General features: G+C 53.1%; 22 protein-coding genes. All 22 read left to right on the forward strand.

Annotated features, from left to right (window positions below; all coding sequences use genetic code 11):
* The first annotated feature begins 2 nt into the window (after positions 1-2).
* The 22 genes from ACUXAC_RS19695 to ACUXAC_RS19800 all read left to right on the forward strand — a co-directional run bounded on the left by ACUXAC_RS19695 (position 3) and on the right by ACUXAC_RS19800 (position 21,140).
* The gene (locus ACUXAC_RS19695; RefSeq protein WP_060422630.1) at positions 3-1,229 is read left to right on the forward strand and encodes an MFS transporter; all 1,227 of its coding nucleotides are present in this window, start codon (positions 3-5) and stop codon (positions 1,227-1,229) included.
* Positions 1,226-2,386 (forward strand): ABC transporter substrate-binding protein, encoded by a 1,161-nt coding sequence (locus ACUXAC_RS19700; protein ID WP_060422633.1) that lies wholly within the window; start codon positions 1,226-1,228, stop codon positions 2,384-2,386. Before ACUXAC_RS19695 ends, ACUXAC_RS19700 begins: the two co-directional genes overlap by 4 nt.
* Positions 2,355-3,539, forward strand: a complete 1,185-nt coding sequence (locus tag ACUXAC_RS19705; RefSeq protein WP_060441031.1) for an aminotransferase class V-fold PLP-dependent enzyme — start codon at positions 2,355-2,357, stop codon at positions 3,537-3,539. The genes ACUXAC_RS19700 and ACUXAC_RS19705 overlap by 32 nt, the downstream gene beginning before the upstream one ends.
* A 7-nt stretch (positions 3,540-3,546) precedes the next feature.
* Positions 3,547-3,963: a ParB N-terminal domain-containing protein gene (locus tag ACUXAC_RS19710; RefSeq protein WP_072265500.1), complete on the forward strand. Its 417-nt coding sequence runs from the start codon at positions 3,547-3,549 to the stop codon at positions 3,961-3,963.
* Between the two features lie 1,065 nt (positions 3,964-5,028).
* Entirely contained in the window at positions 5,029-5,946 is a 918-nt protein-coding gene (locus ACUXAC_RS19715; protein WP_180547800.1) for a ParA family protein, read from the forward strand.
* The gene (gene dnaB-PI / locus ACUXAC_RS19720) at positions 5,943-7,295 is read left to right on the forward strand and encodes an SPI-7-type island replicative DNA helicase (RefSeq protein WP_180547799.1); all 1,353 of its coding nucleotides are present in this window, start codon (positions 5,943-5,945) and stop codon (positions 7,293-7,295) included. Before ACUXAC_RS19715 ends, dnaB-PI begins: the two co-directional genes overlap by 4 nt.
* A gap of 2 nt (positions 7,296-7,297) precedes the next feature.
* On the forward strand, positions 7,298-9,034 hold the full coding sequence (locus ACUXAC_RS19725; RefSeq protein ID WP_180547798.1) for a ParB family protein: 1,737 nt from the start codon (positions 7,298-7,300) through the stop codon (positions 9,032-9,034).
* On the forward strand, positions 9,034-9,756 hold the full coding sequence (locus tag ACUXAC_RS19730) for a DUF2786 domain-containing protein (RefSeq protein WP_143778516.1): 723 nt from the start codon (positions 9,034-9,036) through the stop codon (positions 9,754-9,756). The genes ACUXAC_RS19725 and ACUXAC_RS19730 overlap by 1 nt, the downstream gene beginning before the upstream one ends.
* A 204-nt stretch (positions 9,757-9,960) precedes the next feature.
* Positions 9,961-10,590 (forward strand): DUF2857 domain-containing protein, encoded by a 630-nt coding sequence (locus ACUXAC_RS19735; protein ID WP_180547797.1) that lies wholly within the window; start codon positions 9,961-9,963, stop codon positions 10,588-10,590.
* Positions 10,587-10,850: a ParE family toxin-like protein gene (locus tag ACUXAC_RS19740; protein ID WP_180547796.1), complete on the forward strand. Its 264-nt coding sequence runs from the start codon at positions 10,587-10,589 to the stop codon at positions 10,848-10,850. Before ACUXAC_RS19735 ends, ACUXAC_RS19740 begins: the two co-directional genes overlap by 4 nt.
* A 113-nt stretch (positions 10,851-10,963) precedes the next feature.
* Entirely contained in the window at positions 10,964-12,244 is a 1,281-nt protein-coding gene (locus ACUXAC_RS19745; protein WP_454266840.1) for an STY4528 family pathogenicity island replication protein, read from the forward strand.
* A 290-nt stretch (positions 12,245-12,534) separates the two neighbouring features.
* Positions 12,535-13,284, forward strand: a complete 750-nt coding sequence (locus ACUXAC_RS19750) for a PFL_4669 family integrating conjugative element protein (protein WP_180547794.1) — start codon at positions 12,535-12,537, stop codon at positions 13,282-13,284.
* Positions 13,281-13,853, forward strand: coding sequence for a hypothetical protein (locus ACUXAC_RS19755; RefSeq protein ID WP_089186708.1), 573 nt, complete (start codon positions 13,281-13,283; stop codon positions 13,851-13,853). The genes ACUXAC_RS19750 and ACUXAC_RS19755 overlap by 4 nt, the downstream gene beginning before the upstream one ends.
* 13 nt (positions 13,854-13,866) lie before the next feature.
* Complete coding sequence (locus ACUXAC_RS19760; RefSeq protein ID WP_180547793.1) at positions 13,867-15,906, forward strand: DNA topoisomerase III; 2,040 nt, start codon at positions 13,867-13,869, stop codon at positions 15,904-15,906.
* A gap of 714 nt (positions 15,907-16,620) precedes the next feature.
* On the forward strand, positions 16,621-17,088 hold the full coding sequence (locus ACUXAC_RS19765; protein WP_180547792.1) for an STY4534 family ICE replication protein: 468 nt from the start codon (positions 16,621-16,623) through the stop codon (positions 17,086-17,088).
* A gap of 72 nt (positions 17,089-17,160) precedes the next feature.
* Positions 17,161-17,712, forward strand: a complete 552-nt coding sequence (locus tag ACUXAC_RS19770) for a single-stranded DNA-binding protein (RefSeq protein WP_143778522.1) — start codon at positions 17,161-17,163, stop codon at positions 17,710-17,712.
* Positions 17,713-17,727: 15 nt separating this feature from the next.
* Positions 17,728-17,964: a DUF4160 domain-containing protein gene (locus ACUXAC_RS19775; protein WP_012146806.1), complete on the forward strand. Its 237-nt coding sequence runs from the start codon at positions 17,728-17,730 to the stop codon at positions 17,962-17,964.
* Positions 17,945-18,217, forward strand: coding sequence for a DUF2442 domain-containing protein (locus ACUXAC_RS19780; protein ID WP_099981562.1), 273 nt, complete (start codon positions 17,945-17,947; stop codon positions 18,215-18,217). The genes ACUXAC_RS19775 and ACUXAC_RS19780 overlap by 20 nt, the downstream gene beginning before the upstream one ends.
* Before the next feature lie 146 nt (positions 18,218-18,363).
* A complete protein-coding gene (gene pilL2, locus ACUXAC_RS19785) occupies positions 18,364-19,008 on the forward strand; it encodes a PFGI-1 class ICE element type IV pilus protein PilL2 (RefSeq protein WP_180547791.1) in 645 nt (214 codons plus the stop codon).
* Entirely contained in the window at positions 19,005-19,748 is a 744-nt protein-coding gene (locus ACUXAC_RS19790; protein ID WP_454266841.1) for a hypothetical protein, read from the forward strand. Before pilL2 ends, ACUXAC_RS19790 begins: the two co-directional genes overlap by 4 nt.
* Positions 19,749-19,758: 10 nt before the next feature.
* Positions 19,759-20,469 (forward strand): TIGR03759 family integrating conjugative element protein, encoded by a 711-nt coding sequence (locus ACUXAC_RS19795; protein WP_454266842.1) that lies wholly within the window; start codon positions 19,759-19,761, stop codon positions 20,467-20,469.
* Positions 20,448-21,140, forward strand: coding sequence for a transglycosylase SLT domain-containing protein (locus ACUXAC_RS19800; protein WP_180547788.1), 693 nt, complete (start codon positions 20,448-20,450; stop codon positions 21,138-21,140). The genes ACUXAC_RS19795 and ACUXAC_RS19800 overlap by 22 nt, the downstream gene beginning before the upstream one ends.
* The last annotated feature ends 1 nt before the right edge of the window (position 21,141 follow it).

Here is a 21,141-nt window from a genome sequence, read left to right on the forward strand (position 1 = left end):
GGATGCGCGTAACGGGCAGTGTGACTTTTATTGTCCAGTTTCTGTTTATCGTGCAACTGCTTTCGATGGGAGCGATGGAAATGAGCGGCCCTTTTTGGCCGCTTCATATCGAAAGCATGACGTCCACAGAACTATTGAGCATCGCTGGCACAGGGGTGTATATAGCACCGATGCTTGGCGTTATGCTAACCAGCACATTCTGGGGGCGGGTAGGCGACAAAACGGGCAATAAAGTCATGATGATCCGCGCACTGATGGGCCTGGCATTAACGCAACTTGGGCTTGCTTTCGCCAATGACGTCTGGCTGGTACTTATTTTACGTTTTTTACAGGGTACCTGTGCGGGTTATATTGCGCCGGCGCAGGCCTATGGTATTGCAATGGTGCCAGCGGCACAGCGTACGAGACTTTTTGCCTGGTTGCAGGTGTCGACCAACGCAGGCTCTTTGGCAGGGGCGATTATCGGGGGAGCCATTCTCGATCTACTGAGTTTCTTCTGGATAAACGTCAGCGCATTCATTATTTGTACGCTATGTGCACTGATTGTTCTTTTCATATTACCTGCTGATGCTCCTCATGGAGTCTCGTCTACTTCAGCTGTTCATTCAAAAGATAAGAAAAGGACTCCAACTGGAATCAACAATGGCGTCATTGTTGGCTTACTGACGGTTCTTGGCTTGTTATTAATGAGCCGCATGATTACGCAAACGCCTTTTTCTCTTTATGTCAGCACGGTGTTCAATGCCCCTAATTGGCTAACAGGATTAGCTTATGGATTACAGGCTACGGGAGTGATTGTATCAGCGTCTCTCTGGGCAAGATGGTTTGAAGCGCACGATATAGCCAGCACGCTCTACCGAATGGTGGGGATCATCATGGGATGTATCCTGGTAACACTGCTGCTGGCTACAGTAAGGGAAACCAGCTGGTTTATCGGGCTTTATTTTTTATGGGGAATTCTCCTTGGCGCAACCACGCCTGTGCTTACCGCATTAATTTCGCGCACAACAGCCGAAGGTATGCAAGGGTATATATTGGGGGTGGTCCAGAGCATCAGCCAGTTCGCCTCCATCATAGGTATTGCTTTGGGGGGCGTAGTCCTTCTCTGGCCGGGGTTGTCAGCGTTGTTTCTTTGCGTTGTGGTCATGTATTCCATGACTTTAATGATTACGTTAAAAATCAGCCGTTCTTCAAGGGAATTCAACAAGAAAATAGGTTATGAAAAATGATATTACGACTTGTGCTCTTTATTGTATTGTTAACCTCATCAGTTGCTCATGCTGAACAGACGGTGACGCCTGTAACCGATCTCCTTGGCCGAACCGTTAACATCAAATTACCGGTACAGCGTGTCATCCTTGGGGAAGGGCGCCAACTGTATCTGGTCGCAATGCTTGATAAAGAAAATCCTGCCAAGAGGATAGTGGCCTGGCGGAAAGATTTAATACAGTCAGATCCGGCAACATGGCAGCAGTACCGGCAACAGTTTCCACAACTGGAGAAAATCCCGACATTTGGAGGCAGCGAGCAAGGGACCTTCGATATCGAACAGGCTATTAATTTGAAACCTGACGTCATCATCATGAATATGGATGCGCGAAATGCCATTGTTGACTCAGGGTATGAAGCCGCACTTGCCAGTGCGGGTATCCCAATTGTCTATGTGGATTTTCGGTATGACCCTATTGCACATATTCCTCCTACAGTGAAATTATTTGGCGAGTTATTTGGTCAATCGGAACGCTCTGAAGCCTATTTAAAGTTTCGCGATAGTGAGTTACAACGCGTCATATCCAGGACTTTAAAATTACAGAAGCCATTGCCAAAGGTATTTTTAGAACGTCTTGGAGGTTATTCAGAAGAATGCTGTATGACCTTTGGCAAGGGGAGTTTTGGGCGTTTTGTTAAATTAGCCGGAGGAGACAATATCGCAGCCAATCTTGCTCCCGGTTCATTTTTTACGCTAAATCCTGAAAAGGTGATAGCTGCAAATCCTGATGTCGTCATACTCACCAGCGGGAATTTTCAGGCCTTCGTTCCTGGCGGAAGGTGGATCCCTCTCGGACCGGGCGTCAATATCGAGGAGTCCAGGCGTAAGCTGGCATGGTTCACCACCCGTCCAGCTTATGCAGATAGCACTGCCCGCCGTAATAGCGCATTTTTCGCCATCTGGCATCAGTTCTACAACAGCCCGTATGACGTTATTGCCATCCAGCAACTCGCCAGATGGATACATCCACAATTATTCGCGGACCTGGCCCCTGATGACACATTCCGTCGTATGCATCAGGAATTTCTTCCCGTTCCGTATCAATCCGGGTATATGGTAAGCCTGAAAAAAGAGGAGAATAACCATGACGTTAAGTCTGGCACAACTCCGCGCTGACACGCCAGGGACTGAGCATGTTATTCATTTTAACAATGCAGGAGCAAGCTTAATGCCTGTCCCGGTTATACAGGCTGTGCATGAACACTATTTAAAAGAAATTACCCTCGGTGGGTATGAAGCCGCAGAGAGTGAGCGCCAATGGCTTAGTGATATATATGGTTATCTGGCGAAAATGATCCAGGCAAAGCCTGCAGATATCGCGCTTGTGGAAAATGCTACCCGGGCCTGGGACATCGCATTCTACTCTCTTCCCTTGCGCCCTGGAGATATCATCCTGACTTCGACCACTGAATATGCAGGTAATTATATACCTTACCTGCAACGACAAAAACGTGATGGCATTCAGATCAACATTCTGGAAGCGGATGAGGAGGGGGCTGTTTGTCTGAAGCAATTACAACATGCCCTTGGCAACCCTCGGGTCAGATTAATCAGCCTCCCAATACTGGGAACTCATGGGGGACCAATACAGCCGGTAGAAAAAATGGGCGCCCTTGCTCGTGATGCTGGCGTGTGGTTTTTCCTTGATGCTTGCCAGGGTATTGGACATTTACAACTTGATGTCCAAAAAATTGGGTGCCACGTGTTAACAGCCTCAGGGCGTAAATACCTGCGAGCTCCACGCGGTACGGGTTTTTTATGGATGGACAGCACCCTGAGTTCGAATATTGAACCGGTGTGGCTTGATCACCATGCTGCAAGACTTATAGATGAGCAGAGTTATCATATTAGCGAGGGAGCCCGACGATTCGAATGCTGGGAGGCAAATATCGCTGACAGGCTTGGCCTGGGGGCTGCCGCGAAATATGCGCTTTCGTTAGGGCAGGATAAAGTAACGCAAAGAATTTTTAAGTTGGCTAAGCAACTTCGCTTAGGCCTGAAATGTATAACGCACGTTCAGTTACAGGATAAAGGAGATAATCTATCAGGAATAGTTACATTTACAGTTAAAAATAAAACAGCTGAATCTGTTAAGGAATACCTATCGGCTCAACCACGTCGAATTAATGTCTCATGTTCTCGATTTAGTTCGACATTCATTGACATGCGAAATCGTGGGCTGGAGTCAGTCGTTCGTGCATCCGTTCATGCGTATAACAGTGAAGATGAGATAGATATCTTACTTAATGCCCTTGAAAATTTCAGGTGAGGTGAACATGCAGTATGAGGTAATATTACACCCAGTTGCCTTGATCCGTCCCTCTGAAGAGGTCAATATGGAACATGTTATAGCATTAACAGAGGAGATAGCGCGTTGCCAAAAATGGATAACACCCGTTCCCATTGAAAAGCACACGGGGATCATTATGGATGGCAACCATCGATATCGTGTGGCCAATAATCTTGGGCTAATGTACCTTCCTTGTATATTGCTTGATTATACTGATGTACGCGTGAGAGTACACGACTGGAATAATGGTGAGCCCTTCTGCCCGTTAAAAATCAGAGACCACATAGTAAACCAGGGAAAAATTTTTCCGTATAAAACCACTCGTCATTTATTTTCACCGGTTCTTCCAGCCGTTGATTTTCAGCTCAAACAGTTATTCGGTATACGTTCATTAACTATATAGTTCTTCTCGGCTCTGGTCGCGATCAATGCCGGAGTCCGTTTTGTAGGAATAGTTCTGCACGAGAGCATTGCAGCGGATGCTTTTAGACACTCAGCCATTGAGCCAATCCTCGAGCTTAGGACGTTGCTGATGTCCCGCTATGTATGTACTGCGCCTCAGCGCGGCCGCAGATCGACCACGCGCTGCACTTTGCCTTCTTCCGAGCGAGGCCCTTGGCCGCATCATCGAACGTAGTTCGATGGAGAGTCCGTATCCCAGAAAACGAAAAAACCGCCATAGGCGGGTTATTCTGAATATGGTGCCCGGACTCGGACAACGGGCGCCTGCGCCGGGTTGAACAGCGCTTTAGCGCTGGCCCGCAGGGTGAGGCCTTCAGACCGAATAATCGAACGTAGTTCGATGGAGAGTCCGTATCCCAGAAAACGAAAAACCCGCCATAGGCGGGTTCTTCTAAATAGGGTGCCCGGACTCGGACAACCGGCGCCTGCGCTGGGTTGAACAGCGCTTTAGCGCTGGCCCGCAGGGTGAGGTCTTCAGACCGAATAATCGAACGTAGTTCGATGGAGAGTCCGTATCTCAGAAAGCAAAAACCCAGCCATAGGCGGGTTCTTCTAAATAGGGTGCCCGGACTCGGACAACCGGCGCCTGCGCCGCGTTGAACAGCGCTTCAGCGCTGGTCCGCAGGGTGAGGCCTTTGGCCGAATAATCGAACGCAGTTCGATGGAGAGTCCTGTTCCTGAAAAGCAAAAACCCAGCCATAGGCTGGGTTCTCTAAATAGGGCGACCGGACTCGGACAACGGGCGCCTGCGCCGGGTTGAACAGCGCTTTAGCGCTGGCCCGCAGGGTGAGGACTTTGGGCCGAATAATCGAACGTAGTTCGATGGAGAGTCCGTACTCCAGAAAGCGAAAAACCCAGCCATAGGCTGGGTTCTCTAAATATGGTGCCCGGACTCGGAATCGAACCAAGGACACGGGGATTTTCAATCCCTGTGCTTGTTGCAAAATTGTTAAAGTATATATAATTTAACCGTTTACACGCGAATTGATAAATTCGAGTGTAAAACATGCATAAATTAGCTAAATCCACATCTATGGGTGTTAGCCACCCGGCACCTCGCGTTATCCCTATGGTCTCAACCAAAGGGGGCGAAGGTAAATCCACTCAAAGCGCCAACCTTGCCGGCTTCCTTGCCGATGCAGGTAAAAAAACTCTCCTCATCGATGGTGACTACTCCCAACCCACCGCAAGCAGCATTTTCTCCCTGGAATATGAAGCCCCCAACGGTTTGTATGAACTGTTGATGAAGACAGTCGATCTCAATCACCCCGAAGAAATCATCTCCCGTTCTGTTATCCCAAATTTAGACATCATCGTTTCCAACGATCCCCACGACCGTTTATCCTCTGCCATGTTGCATGCCCCTGATGGTCGTATGCGGCTGAAGAATGTTCTGCAGCACCCTTTGTTCAACGAGTACGACGTTATCGTTATTGACTCCAAAGGTGCAGCGTCTGTGATGCTCGAACTCATTCTTGTTGCCAGTACGGAGTTCGCCGTCGGTGTTATCAAGCCTATATTGCCGGATACGCGTGAGTTTCTGCGTGGCACATTGGGGTTGATGGAGGGATTATTGCCGCTGACCAGCTACGGTATTGCGTTACCGCGTATCCGTATTCTGACGAACTGCATGGAGTATACGAATCTGGATTGGCAGACCCTGAACAGTCTGCGCGGCATTATCGCAAACGGGCAGTATCTGCGTGCAGATACCTTCGACGTCTCCCTTCTCGACACCATCATCCCCAAGCTTGAAATTTACAAAATGGGGCATGCTTCCGGCCAACCTGTTCATCGTCTCGAAAGAACCACCACCCGTACATCAACGCTCGCTGCTGCTGACACTATGTATGAGCTGGCCTGCGAGTTGTTCCCTCACTGGGTTGCCGACTTCGACGTTCTGCGTCAGGAGGCAAATCAATGAAGGTTGATATGCATATACCTTATTCTTCAGATGCCGAGCAGGCCGTTCTCGGTGGCTTGATGTTGGATAACGAGCGTTGGGATGACATTCTTCCATTAGTTGGAGATCGTGATTTTTATCTGGCGGTACATCGTCGCATTTTCCAGGCTATGGCTCGCCTGATGGCTGTTCAGCAGCCGATTGATCTGATTACGCTCCATGAGTCATTGGAACAAAATGGTGAGCTCGAGCAGGTCGGCGGTTTTGCCTATCTGGCGGAGTTGTCTAAAAACACACCGAGCGCAGCCAATATTGTCGCCTATGCCGGGATTGTCGCTGAACGAAGTCGACTGCGTAGCCTGTTGCAGATCGGGCGTGAATTGAGCGCAGATGCTGCTCATCCCCGCGCAGATTCTGCCGCCCTGACCGAAAGGGCAGAGCAGCAATTGTTCCAGCTCTCTGAACAAACACAGTCACAGCAGAATGTCAGCCTGACCGATGGGCTGAATGCTGTCGTGACCTATCTGGAAACGGTGAATGGCGGTAATGGTATCACCGGCACCCCGACCGGCTTCTCTGAGCTCGATGTGATGACGTGTGGTTTGCAACCGGGGGATTTGGTTTTGGTTGCGGCACGGCCATCGATGGGTAAAACCGCCTTTGCGTTGAGTGCTTACACCGGCGCGCTTCGTGGCACGGAGAAACCTGCATTCTTCTTTAGTCTGGAAATGCCGCGCGAGCAGTTGCTCCAACGCCTTATTGCTGTTGACGTGCGGGTTGAACTTTCAAGGCTGCGCAGCGGCCAGTTGGATGATGAAGACTGGGCGCGTATTTCCAAAGCGATGGAGCGGTTGTTGCCATTGGAAAACCGCCTGATTATTGACGATGAATCGTATTTGACCCCCGCACTACTGCGTTCCAGGGCACGGCGCTATACCCGGTTGTATGGTAATCCGGGTTTAATCATGGTCGATTACCTGCAGCTGATGCGTTGCCCTGGACAGGAAAATCGCACCCAGGAAATTTCAGAAATTTCCCGCAGTCTGAAAGCGCTGGCCAAAGAACTTGATTGTCCCGTTGTGGCGCTATCTCAGCTGAACCGTCAGTTGGAAAGCCGTGCTGACAAACGCCCCTTTAATGGTGACCTGCGAGACTCCGGTGCGCTGGAGCAGGATGCCGATGTGATCGCCTTCATCTACCGGGATGAGGTCTATTACGCTGACTCTGATGATGCCGGCACGGCAGAAATTATCATTGGTAAGCAGCGTCAGGGGGCAACGGGCACCGTTCGCGTCAAGTTTGAAGGACAATTCACCGCGTTCAGTGACTTCCACGAGGGTCAGTATGACCAATACTCGGGGAGGGCGTAATCATGTCGCGTACTAAAAACAAGATCCTCGATCTGAACAGTGCTTTGCTCCAGCAGGGAAAAACAGCTGCAGGCACTCATGCAGAAACTTCGGCATCATCTGCACTGCCAGTGAGTGATATGCCCTTGGTGCTTACTCTCGACCAGCTAAGCGTATCGCCGTACAACCCGCGAATCTCGAGGAATCCTGAATATGATGAAATCAAGGCGGGGATTAGGGTTCGCGGCCTGAGAACTGTGCCATTAGTTACCCTTGATCCTGAACAACCCGAACTGGGTTATTTTTTCAGTGATGGTGGCAACACCCGTTATTCAATCTTGCAAGAATTATGGCAAGAAACAGGGGATGAACGGTTTTACCGCATTTCTTGTGTTTTCAAGCCATGGCCCGGTCGTTTGTCCTGTCTTCTTGGCCATCTGGCCGAGAACGAACAACGGGGAGATCTGGCGTTTATCGAAAAAGCGCTGGGGATCCGGGATGCCCGTGCCCTGTATGAAGAAAAATTGGGTAAAGCTGTTTCTCTCCGTGAGCTCTCAAGTTTAATGAGTGCTGATGGATATCCGGTGCATTTCTCCAGTATCAGCCGTATGGAAGATACGGTGAAATACCTATATCCATTCATGCCATCTCTTCTTAAATCGGGATTGGGAGCCCCCCAAATTCGTCAATTGCTTGCTTTACGAGCTGAGGCTGAAAAAACTTGGGAGGAACATAGTGTTACTGTCGAGGTTCAAGAACCGTTTGATAGCGTCTTTGGCAAAGTTTGTAGCCAATTTGATGACCCCGAAATCTACTCTCTGGATATGTTTCGTGATGAGTTGATTGGTGCGCTCATCAACGCGTTGCCACACCCGTTGCTCAATTATGACCGCTGGCTACTGGAGCTCGATCCCAAAGAGCAAAACCGGCGCAAGCACCTCGGTGAGCCTGAGCCGGCATTAACGCCTGAGCTGTCAGGCGAAGGCAATACTGTCGAACTGGCGCCAGCACTGCAGCAGGGAAATACCGGCGGACCGACGGTACCTGAAGTACAGGGAGAAGGCTCTTCTTTGGTGCTGGACAGCGCGTTGCATGAATCAACGAGAGATGCCGATGATGAATCACAGAACGCTCATGAAGAGGAAACGCCTGCAACTCAAACTGAACGCCGTGTTGAAACTCAGCCTGACTTATATGGCGCGCCTCCGATGTTGTCGGGTGACGTTGAAACGGTTTTAGATGGTGAGAATACCACCGTCCCCCTGCCGGACCCTCATGAGTCGATAGTCCCTCGCAGTAATACCGTGACACAGCCAAAGCAAGGTGTAGCCCCTGTTGCAGAGGTGCCTTTTGCCGAGGTAGGACTTGAGCCGGTCTCCTCCATTTGGGCTATTTCTGCCCTGCAGGATGATATCGAGCACCTGCAGGTGATCACCTTCCGATTGGCATTCGAACTGGCCGAAGTGGCGGGCTGCGAGGCGGAAATCAAAGCCGATAAAGCCGACTTGCAGGCTGCCGGCTACGCATTGACTGCCGAACGTCCCTCTCGCTTTACCGCGTTACTCCTGACCCTTGCCGGCAACAACCCGGACGGCGCCTCATCCAGCTCGCTCAATGAAGCCCTCATCGGGTCGGAAAATGCGGCTGACTGGCCTTTGCTTGACGATATTCATGCCGTGAAATTGATGCGCCTTATTCGCGTCTTACGCCGTCTGCGTGAACTGCAGCGTGACTTATCTGCAACAGAGGAGACAGCCTGATGAGCCATTCACAACGACAGGCACGCCTGGTGAAACTGGTGCGCAAACTGCTTGAGCTGGCCCGCAGCAACAGCAATGCGCATGAGGCAGGGCTGGCGTTAGCCCGGGCGCAAAAACTGATGGAGAAATACGGTATCAGCGAGCTGGAAGCCAGCCTTTCCTCTATTCAGACGGCACCGAGCCGGGGAGCGCCTTCCGAAGCGAAACAAAAACTGCCTGAATGGATGTCCGGGCTGGCGTGGGCGATTGCCCGCGCCTTTGGATGCCGTTTGTATTTTTCCTGGCGGGATACCGCGTCGGGCCCGCGCCGCAACGTGACGTTCTACGGCTTCAGTGAGCGGCCGGCCGTTGCGGCTTATGCGTTCGATGTGCTGAGCCGGCAGTTGAAAGATGCGACTGCAGACTACCTGAAAACCCAGAATAAGCGCCTGAAAATGAGCACGCGCCGCGCCCGAGCAGAGCAGTTTCGTGCCGGCTGGGTTGCCGGCGTCCGGAGAGTCATCACGACGTTTACCGTTACTGAACAGGAATGCGAGCTGATGGGAACCTGGCTGGAAAGCCAAAAGATGGGGGAGTTGCAGACGCGCGCCCCGAAAACCTGCCGCGGTGATGACATTGCCCGTTTACGTGGATTCGAAGCAGGCCAGAATGCCCGTTTACACCAGGGTGTTCAGGGGGCTGTGACCACTGGTATTGGTTATCAGGGAGGGCGCAATTCATGAACCTTTATCTATTCCTTATCACAATGCTGTCCTTCATTTTTTGGTTCCTGTTTATACGCGACGTTCCTGATCCCAGAACGTGGTTTAAGGACAAGGGCAAAAACTTCATTTCAGCGTTGCCATTCCTGTTCGTTTCCATGGTGTTGCTGGCATGCTTGTTTGCTGTTTTTTCGAGATATTTTTCCAAAATCCAGGGGGGGCACTATGAGTAATAGCTTGTCTCAGGCGACGAACAGCCTGCTCACTCAGCTCGTGATGGAGCTTAAATCAGGCTATATCCGCCGCTGTGAATCTCTGGGGCTGACCACGGAGGAGATGCAGCTGCTGCACGGTTTGACCATTGAAGACCTGCATTACCTGATGAACAGCTCTGTATCGGTGCTGACCTTTCAAATCCATCACGAGAATTTCTCCCTGATGCTGCAACATGCGCGCCGTGAGCAGCAGCGCATGCAGCGGATTGATCGTGCACTGGCGTTGGGGGGCTCTATCGAAATGATGCAGCATTATTTTGGTCTTTCCACCGTTGAAGTTGCCGCCCGCCGGCGCATGACCGGTATCAGTATTCGCCAGGGGCGCTGTGCAGCGCTCAGCGACGACGAGAATGCGGCATTGTGGCGCCAGTGGCAAAAAGCCGACATCGATGACGCCTCCAGTGCGGATGGACTGGACGTCATGATGCTGGCCGCTGAACAGATGGATGTTTCTCTGACGGCTGTCTGGCATGCAGTTCGCAGCTTCGATGCCCCTCAGACTGCGACGGCCAGAAAAGCCATTCAGGCCGTGCGTACGCCACGCGCTACGCCGGGAGAAAATACAAGGAGGTTGGCATGAAGCCTGTGATGTTAATGCCGGGGTTGCAGGTCCCCCGTTCGGCGCCACCATCCTGCCAGAGAAAGGCGAAGGAGCAGGTCAGGCGTTTCCGCCGCGGGGAACTTAACTACAAGCACCTTCATGTCAAAGGCAAGCACGCCCCCGGGCGAACCTGGATGAAGATTGATATCGATACTAGCTGGCGACTGCTCAGCCGAAACAGTGGTGATGACTGGGAGCTGTTGACCCATGAACGCTACAACAACGAACTGTGGAAGTGATGACATTCACCCTGTACCTGGTATCGGGTACAGGCCTGAGTGCCGTTGGGCCAACAATCGCTTGATGTCTTCGCCCTGTAGGCGGAGGCAGCGTAAAAGGATGCGCAAAATCGATGAGCATAAATAAAACCCCTGATGACAGCCTGATCACCTTTACGCTCGAACAAATGAATGCCCGCCTGGCGGAACGAATAGGCGCGGAAAAGCACGCGGGGAGTCCCGATGTCACGAATCTGCGCAGCGGCCTGCTGTACATGGGCAATGTGCATGACTCCATTCCCCGCCGGTTGCTTCTGGACACCCGCCTGTCACCGCTTGATAAAACCGCGTGGATAATGATCCGCCTGTACGCACAACAGAACCAGGGCGCCGTGTTCCCGACCTATGACGAACTGCAGCTGCAGCTGGCCTCGCCGTTTAACGGTAAGGCGTCCCGCGAGACCGTCAGCCGCGTGCTGCTGATGTTACGCCTGACCGGCTGGCTCAGTTTGTGCCGGCGTGTGCGTGACGACAAGGGGCGGGTGAAGGGCAACATCTATGCCCAACACGATGAACCACTCTCGGCCCGTGATGCGGAAACATTGGATCCGACCTGGCTGGATACGGTCGCCATGGGCTGCGCGCATAAAAACCGCACCGTCAGCCAGACGGCCTGGTCGGTACTGACCGATATTCAACATGACCCGACAATGCGTCATCAGCATTCCCAGATGGCGGCGATTGCTGAACGGCTGGGGTCGCCACAAACCCCGCAACAGATGGCCGTCAGAGTGTCTCAACGACAGGGAAATATCCCCAGTTCGGACGCCGAACTCAGTAAAAAATCCCCGGGTTCGGATACCGAACTAAGTCAAATTAAGCCCGGTTCGGATACCGAACTCAGTGTAAAACAGGGAGGCAAAACACCGGGTTCGTTTTCCGAACTCATGGTGAAATCAGTTACTTACGGTGCATCAACGAAACCGAACTGTAACGTACGTTCTTTCACACAGAGTGTGAATAAAACAACGTACGTACCTGAGTTGTCGGCCGAACTGCAGAACATCATCGCGATGGATGATCAGCGACAGATTGGTGTCCAGCTTAAGGCATTGCCTGCAGAGGTTTCCCGTCAGGTGCTGGAGAGTCTTGAGCAGGCAATGGCCAAAGGCAACCTGAATAATCCCACTGGCTGGCTGCTGGCGGTCATCAAGCGCGCCAGAAACGGTGAATTGTATGCGAGTGCCAAATCCCCAGAACCTGCCAGGTCTGTACCGCGACGCCAAATACCTTGCTTTGCGTCGCCAGCAAAACCAACAGGTCCGGTTCGTCAACACCTGGCGTCGCGGGAGCATGTCAGCGACATAGTTGCGAAGCTACGTTTGGGAATGGCACGTGCAAAAAATAAGTCATAAATCTGAACAGGAAGAGTTGTTTAAAAAATACACAGTGTTGGTGCTGCCAACACCGCTTAAAAAATAAACAGCCTAAGGTCTGGGTATGTATCCAGAATTTTCGACACTCTCAGATGAAAACTTGTGTGATTAAAAAGCGACCACTGTTGGCACTGCCAGCAGTGGCTAAAAAATGAGCAAAATTTATGTCATCACTTTTCCTTTGGAAATGAAAAAGAGTTTTGGATTGCTGCTAATGGTGTCTGCCGAGACTATTTCAAGCCACACACATTCCCGGAAGGATGCTTCTAATGGTTGAATCAGCAAAGAATAACGAACAAAAACCGGCGGCTGCACGCGCTGGTGCATTAAAATCCACTCTTACCGTAGAGCTTCATACCCTCTATGCCATTCGTTTATGGGAAGGGCGACGTAGCCAAAACGCTGATCCTGAAACGTCGGGGAAGCGACGCCCTGATATTTATAGTATGCCCCGTTTTATTCTACGAGCAGGGCAGATCAATGAGGCTTCTGGTGAAGATAACCCTTATGCCGATGCTGCAATGGTCGCCCTGGAAGAGACCTTAAATAAAGGTACGCAGTTACTTCAACAGGCTGTTGCCGAGCTGGACAAAACACTGGCAAACATCCCTGCACAAATTTCTCTTTCAGATGTTGCTTCCGTGTCTCCTTTAAATATTGGTGTATTTAGTCGCACTCCTGTGGGATATCGCTGTGTTTTCCTTCTGGTCGGTTATGACCAGCTTGCGATGAAAGCCTTTCAAGCCTGGCACTATGGGCTTATATCACGTTCGGAACGCGACACTCTATTGGACCGAGGGGGGCATTGGATCCGTAGCGTATACGGTGTCGTCCAACACTATCGTCCCGTGAAGGTGACTCGAGATGATATTCGTCTCGAAACGCCCGCAGGTAAGGATGCGATCACCCGTTTGGGTATGCCTGACGAAGATATTATGTCGGGCGCAATACGCTCCTCTTTCTCTCCACCACTCAAGACCTCTGCATTAATTTCCTCTAAAAAAGGAGCTAAATCATGAGTATGAATCGACAGGTAACGTCTTTTTTGATGCCAGGTGTACTCTGCACCGCGTTATTGTTAACGGGGTGCGCAGGCACCGAATTGGGTGAATGGAACAAAAAAATCAGTGACGCTGCCCATTCGCTGGCAACCGGTGGCAGCGGCGGCTCCAGTGAGGGTAGCATGCCCTGGATGACCCGGGCCGGTATTTCGGGGCCCCGGCAGGACGTGCAACATACGTATAGCCTCCCGGTGGATGTTGATACCGCGGCGGCGCGGCTGAAAAGTCATTATCAGTTCATCTCCTCCGAGGAGCTTGAAAGTCTGCGCCAGCGTGATCAGCACGGTGACTGGAGTGCGAGCTCCATTGATGAAGCACGTCCGGTCTGGTCAGCAAATCGGGGCAGTTATTACAAGATGGGGCAGGAATGGAAAGGCAATGATCGCCTTGAGCTCGAAGTGGTCAAGTCCGGCGTTGGCAGCCGTCTGAAAGTGACATACAGCTCACCGGATGCGTCACACCTGACCGATGCTTACCTTGGGAGACTGATGACGCAGTTGCAGCAGGTTGCCAAAGGTCAGGGCTGAGGGAGGTTATCTGATGCAGCTCTACCTGTGTGAGAAACCCAGCCAGGGTAAAGATATCGGCGCCATTCTCGGGGCGACCCAGCGTAAGCAGGGCTATCTGGCGGGCGCCGGCGTCATCGTTACCTGGGCTATCGGGCACCTGCTGGAGCAGGCTCAGCCGGAGACCTACGGTGAACAATTCGGTAACCCCTGGCGGGAGTCTGTGCTGCCTATCGTGCCTGCTCAGTGGAAAATGACGGTAAAAAAAGACACTGCCGATCAGTTTGCGGTCATCCGTGGGTTGCTCAAACAGGTTGATTCTGTAGTGATTGCGACCGATGCGGATCGTGAGGGGGAAGTGATCGCACGCGAATTACTGGAGCATTGCCACTTTACCGGCCCGGTCCAACGGCTCTGGTTGTCTGCGCTGGACGAGGCCAGTATCCGGCATGCTCTGGCAAACAAACTCCCTGGCGAGAAGACCGCTCCTCTTTATGAGGCCGGCCTGGCACGCGCCCGGGCTGACTGGATGACGGGGATGAATTTAACCCGACTTTACACGCTCAAGGCCCGTGAGCAGGGATATGGCGAGGTGTTGTCGATCGGGCGGGTACAGACCCCCACGCTGGCGCTGGTCGTGAACCGTGACCGCGAAATCGCCAACTTTATTTCCAAACCCTACTGGCAAGTCAGGGCGAACCTGCAAAAGGATGGCATTACTTTTCCTGCGAACTGGGTGCCGGCCGCTAACTACTGTGATGACGAGAAGCGTTGTATTCAGCAGAATGTGGCGCAGGCCGTCGTGCAGCTGTGTCAGCAAACAGGTCATGCCGTTGTGCTTGAGGTAGGGACCGATCGCAAGAAAGAATCCGCGCCGCTGGCCTTTGACCTGGGAACGCTGCAGCAGGCTTGCTCACGCAAGTGGGGGATGAGCGCAAACCAGGTGCTGAGTATCGCGCAGTCGCTGTATGAAACGCACAAAGCGACCACATATCCCCGGACGGATTGCGGCTATCTGCCGACATCGATGCGGGAAGAGGTTGCCGATGTGCTGAGTGCGGTTACCCGCACGGATCCAACGCAGAGCGAAAACGTGGCCAGGCTCGACAGGGCCTTTGTTTCCCGCATCTGGAACGACAAAAAAATCACGGCGCACCATGGGATTATCCCGACCAAGCAGCCGTTCGATTTGAGCAAGCTGTCTGTCGATGAGCTGAAGGTTTATCAGCTGATCCGTCAGCATTACCTGGCACAGTTCCTGCCGTTACATGAAGTGGATGTAACTGAGGCTACCTTTAATATCGGCGGACAATTGTTCCGAACCCGTGGCAAGGTCGAGGCGGTGGTAGGCTGGAAAGCACTGTTCCAGCATGACGTGAGCGAGGCGAAAGAGGAGTCGGCCGACACGGATGATGTCCGGCTGCCGGCGCTGGTAAAAGATGAATCCGTCGCGGTTGCCGGCGCGGAGCTTAAAACGCTGCAGACGAAGCCCCCTGGGCATTTCACTGACGGGACACTGATCGCCGCCATGAAAAATGCTGCGGCGTTCGTCAGTGACCCGCAACTGAAGAAGGTGCTGAAAGAGAATGCGGGACTGGGTACTGAAGCGACACGCGCCGGTATCCTGGAAACGCTGTTTAAACGCGGCTATCTGGAGAAGAAGGGAAAAATCCTGCTCTCCACGCCGATTGCCGGCGAACTGATAGATGCGTTACCGACCGCGCTGACCAACCCCGGGATGACGGCGCTGTGGGAGCAGGCGCTGGACGAGATTGCCCAGGGCCAGATGACACTCGATACGTTCATGAGCCGTCAGGCACAGTGGACGGGCCATCTGGTGGAGAAGGGGAAGACGCAGGCGGTGAAGTTCACTGCACCACCTTCACCGCCGTGTCCGACATGTGGTGGGACGATGCGCCGGCGTGCAGGTAAGAAAGGTAGCGGTGCCTTCTGGGGCTGCAGTAATTATCCCACTTGCCAGGGTATCATCAACATTGATGCAAAAGGTGGTCGTAAGGCTAAGCGCTATAAAGCAAAATCACCGGCTAAAAATAAAACAATCGGAGCGGAGTAAGAGATTGTCTGGTGTACATAGCTGAAAGTTTTGCTAATGTGGGCGAGCTTTGATGCAGAGCACCCCGTGGCTGCGGATGGCAGGAAAGTTTAATGCATGGACAATTCTGCTTCAGCCCGTATCGATGGCCTCCACACTCAGGTTGATTGATTAAGCGCATGCGACTTCGTGAAAAGCGCGCCAGGAGTTTACTATCTCTCCTCGAAGTCAGATGAGATCTACTACCAGTTATGGTGCAAACTCCGCGGCGCAGTCTTTGACTGTGCCGTTTTTGTTTTCTCAATTCACAAAATTGATATTCCTGGTTGACAGCAGCAGCACCTGAACTAAAAATGAACAGGCTTACTTGTTGTCTTCGGACAACCACCAATGCTCAGTGGGTCTGTGATGAGCGCCTTCGGGTGACCCTGCTGTTAATTGACAGCCACTAATGATCCCGTTACCTGTGAGGATCGCCTTCGGGTGGTAACAAAAGAACGCTTCCTTAGCCTGAGAGGGAGTACGTAGCTTAGCTGCGTGGTACATCTGCCCGCCTTTGAGAGTAGATATCGTTGATAGTGAGCGCGACTTTGCGTAACGATTAAGGCTTATTCAATCTGATCAGACTGTCAGGTTATGGCGTATACCCATACCTGGCTCCCGACGGGAAATACTTTTCCCGTCGGGGAAGGTGTATTTCTCCGTCACCGAATCTTTACTCCTGGAGAAAACATCATGTCTACCCGATCTCAGCAAGCATCCACCAAAACTGAATACTTCAACCTGACTATCAAAGGGATGGGGTACCTCAGCAACATTCGTCAAGTTAATGGCCCGAATGGCACCTTTATCAGCTGTGTCATCAATGGACTATCCGGTCCTACCGATAACGCCAGTTACACGCGTTTCGATGTGACGGTCGCCGGTAAAGAAGCCAGCAGCCTGATCAACCGCTGTCAAAAGTCGGTTGATGAAGACAAAAAGGTTCTGATTGGTTTTGTGCTCAGCAATCCCAAAACGGACATCTTCACCCTCAACAGCGGCGAACATGCCGGTGAACAGCGCGTCAGCCTCAAAGCCCGCCTTATCAAGGTCGATTGGATTAAGATCGGTCAGGAAAAGGTCTTCCAGGCTGAGAAATCCGACTCTATGCCGCCTCAGCAAGGTTCCGCACAGCAACAATACGCGGAAAATTCTTTCTGATAACGCCCTCTACGCCTCGATTTTTCGGGGCGTTTTTCCCTTTCTAATTCTATTCCCTATGAGGATTCGATTATGGCGTCTCGCGGCGTAAACAAAGTCATACTTGTCGGCCATCTCGGCCAGGATCCGGAAGTCCGTTACATGCCAAATGGCGGTGCGGTTGCTAACATTACCCTGGCGACCTCTGAGAGCTGGCGCGATAAAGCAACCGGTGAGCAGAAAGAAAAAACCGAATGGCACCGTGTTGTGTTGTTCGGCAAGCTTGCTGAAATTGCCGGTGAATATTTGCGTAAAGGCTCGCAGGTTTACATAGAAGGCTCCCTGCAGACACGCAAATGGACCGATCAGGCCGGTGTTGAAAAATATACGACTGAAATCGTCGTCAACATTGGCGGCACTCTGCAGATGTTGGGGGGGCGTTCGCAACCTGCCAACGCAGGACAATCAGGCCAGGGCAGTTGGGGGAAACCTCAGCAACCGCAACCTTCGCACAGCGGTACGCCGGCTCAGCAACCCCAGCCAGCTCAATCGGGTGGAAATGCCGCGCCGATGGATTTTGACGATGACATACCGTTCCTTGGGTTTGGTTACGGTATCGCAAAATCAGCCATTTACGCTCTGTGATTGTCGGGAGACATTATGCCGACAATTCTTAGAGTAGGTGGTTTTCGCTTTTACTTTTACAGTCATGAACCTAATGAACCGGCGCATGTCCATATTGATAAGGGCAATGCAACCGCTAAAATATGGTTACATGATGTCAGTATTGCGCGTAGTGTGGGATTTGCATCACATGAACTGCGCATACTGCAGCGTCTGGTGACTGAACATCGGACACTTTTACAGGAGGCCTGGGATGCTTACTTTACGCAATGAAAATGATCTGCGTGTAATGAATGTCCGCATCGATGATGACCGTTTGTCGGTTGATTTGATGGATGGCCGAACTATTTCGGCACCGTTAGCCTGGTATCCCCGGCTTGCGGCTGGTACGCCTGCACAACGGGAAAACTGGGAGCTCTGCGGGGCTGGAATGGGTATACACTGGCCAGATCTGGATGAGGACTTAAGTACGGAAGGGTTGCTGATGGGGGCGAAAGGTATTACTCGTACACCTTCATTACCTTGATGTTGTTCCTCGTCATCTGACACTAAACGCTAACCTTCGGGTTAGCGTTTTTTTTTGAATAGCAATAAAGAGTTGTTAATTGAGCCTCCCGGACGGTAACCGCACAGTGACACCTGCCAATTGTCACTGAACAGGAAATCTTCCGGATGAAAAAAACAATTCTCTTCTCTTCCCTGGCTGCACTCATGCTGACCGGGTGCGTTACTCAGCAGCCACTGCAGCAACGCGATATTTCCCCTGTCACGCCTTCGGTTACCGTCACCCGCAACGTTCAACCGGTCAGCCCTGATGCTTACGGGCAGGTGCCTGAGGTCGTGCGCTACGACCGTTATTTACTGGTCAGCACCGACCCGGCGGCCGTTCAGCGTGATCCGCTCTCGCAAATCATCGATATCCGTATTCCGGCATCAGTAAAACCGACGGTGGCTGACGCGCTGCGTTATGCGCTGCGCCAGTCGGGCTATTCACTGTGCGCGACCGGATCGGCAAACGGCGTGCTGTACCGCCAGGCGCTGCCGGCGGTGCAGTACCAACTGGGACCGATGCGTTTGCGTACCGCGCTGCAGGTACTGGCAGGCCCCGCGTGGCAGCTTGAGGTAGACGACGTGCAACGTGTTGTCTGCCACAGCCTGCGTGACGGGTATCAGTTGCCGGCGACACAGCTGCCGCTGGTGACGGTGGCGCCGGCCAGGGCGGTTTCAGCACCGGTTTCAGCGCATCCTGCTGCGACGGTCATTGCACCTCCGCCCGTTAACGCGGTACCGACAACCGGCGGGTGGCTGAAAAAATGACTGAGCATAATGACGAAATGGTGCCGATGACACCGGCAAAAAAAGGGTTGCTGCGGAGCAAGACCTTCTGGGGGGCAACGGTCGGCGTCGTTGTTGTCCTGGTTGCAGGCCTCGCCGGCTCAGGGACTATCAGGCATGTCGACCAGCGTATTGCCCTGCTTGAGCAGGCACAGAAAGCATTGGCGCCGCAGGATGGCATGAACTCTATGGCCGATGAGCTGCAGGCGCAGGCTAAACAGCTTAAAAGCCTGGCTGAACGCCAGGACTCGCTCATGCGGCAGATTGGTGCGCTGACGCTAACCAATGGGTTACCGGAAAAACTTGCGCAGCAGTTGCAGGCGCAACAGGTTGAGTTGAATGCGCTGAAAGACAGCATTGAGTCCGTGAAAAAGTCAGCGACTGAAAAGCCTGTACCGGCAGTGGCACCCTCAACGGACGTACCCGCTGCACCGTCAGCCACCGCCAAAATCATCCCAAAGCACAAGCCCACGCCAATTAAATCCTCCCCGCGTAATGCGGTACCTGGTACGGCGCGCAAAGCGCCATTCGTGCTGACCGGGGTGGAGCAGCGCGGGACGTCGGCCTTTGCGGCTGTGGCGCCGCAGGGGTTCAGTGATTTGTCGCAGGTGCGGTTAATCGGGGAAGGGGAGTCGGTCGCCGGCTGGATCCTGGTCAGTGCCGGCTACGGGCAGGCGACGTTTCGTGTGAACGGTCGCCTGCAGACCGTCAGCGCCCAATAAGGAGAGCGTGATGAAACTGAAATACAGCGTAATTTCCCTGATGCTGCTGAGCCCGTTATCACAGGCGGCGCAGCAGACGGCCATCGATAACAGCCAGTCAACCCTGAGCGAGATTCAGCAGAGCCAGGCGAACAAGACGGCGCAGCAGGGCAGGCAGTGGGGCCTCAGTGGGGAAGAGTACCAGCGTTATCAGCAGTTGATGGATGGCCCTCGTGGGATGCAGTCTCCGGGGCTTGATCCGCTAACTGCCCTTGGCATCGAGGCACAGAGCGATGCCGAGCGTAAAAAGTACGCGCAGCTGTGGGTAAAGCAGGAGTTCGCCCGTACAGAGAAAGAACTCAAGTTCCAGCGTGAGGTGGATGCGGCCTGGCAGCGCCTTGGTGTGTTGCCGGTGAACATGGGGAATGCGGCCGGTATCGCACATGACACCGGCGGGCGACTGGCGCTGTTCGTGAAAGCGAAGGACTGCGGGCAGTGCGATGCACGCCTGGCGGCGGTGTTGGCAGATAACCGGCCGGTCGACATTTACCTTGTTGACAGCAAGGGTAATGACAGTCTGCTGCGCGAGTGGGCTCGGGCGCATCACATTCCCGTCGACAAGGTGCGCGCACGTCAAATCACGCTGAATCATGATGGTGGCCGCTGGATGAAATTCGGCAACGGCCTGATGCCAGTGGTGCTGCAACAAGGGGAGAACGGATGGACACTCGCCGCATTCTGACCCGGGGGCTGTTGCCCCTGTTTGCCCTCCTCACCGTTGTGAGCGGTGGCGTCGTTCACGCCGCCACCCAACAGGTTCCTTCCGGTTATCGGGAGGTGGCGCTGCGCCACGGGGTGCCGCCGGAGTCCCTGTACTCGGTGGCACTGGCCGAGACATCGATGGCGCCGAAAAGCATCATCTCGGTGACTCGCGGGGCTGGCCCGGCCCCAGATGTGGAACGTCCCTGGCCCTGGACCATTAACGTGGCCGGCAAAGGGTATCGTTACGCCAGCCGCCTGCAGGCCTGGGAAGCACTGCAGCGTTTTTTGAAAACACATCCTCGCAAGCGCATCGATGTCGGGATTGCCCAGGTCAATCTGGGCTGGAACGGCCATCATTTCACGTCGACCTGGGAGGCGTTTGACCCTTACACCAACCTCAACGCGGCAGCGGCCATCCTGCGGGAATGCTATGACCGCAACCCTGGGAGCTGGCTGGTTGCCGCCGGGTGTTATCACCATCCCGCCGGCGGTGCGCCTGCAGCCCGGTATAAATCCATTGTGAGCGGCAAGCTGGCACGCCTGAACGGTAGGGGTTCCGCCCCGCTCCAGGTGACCAGTACAACCCCCACGGCTACGGTGTTACCGGCACAAACGGTGGCGCTGACCTGGATTGAACCACGGAACCCATAAT

Source organism: Serratia sp. 121840015-1 (assembly GCF_053627655.1).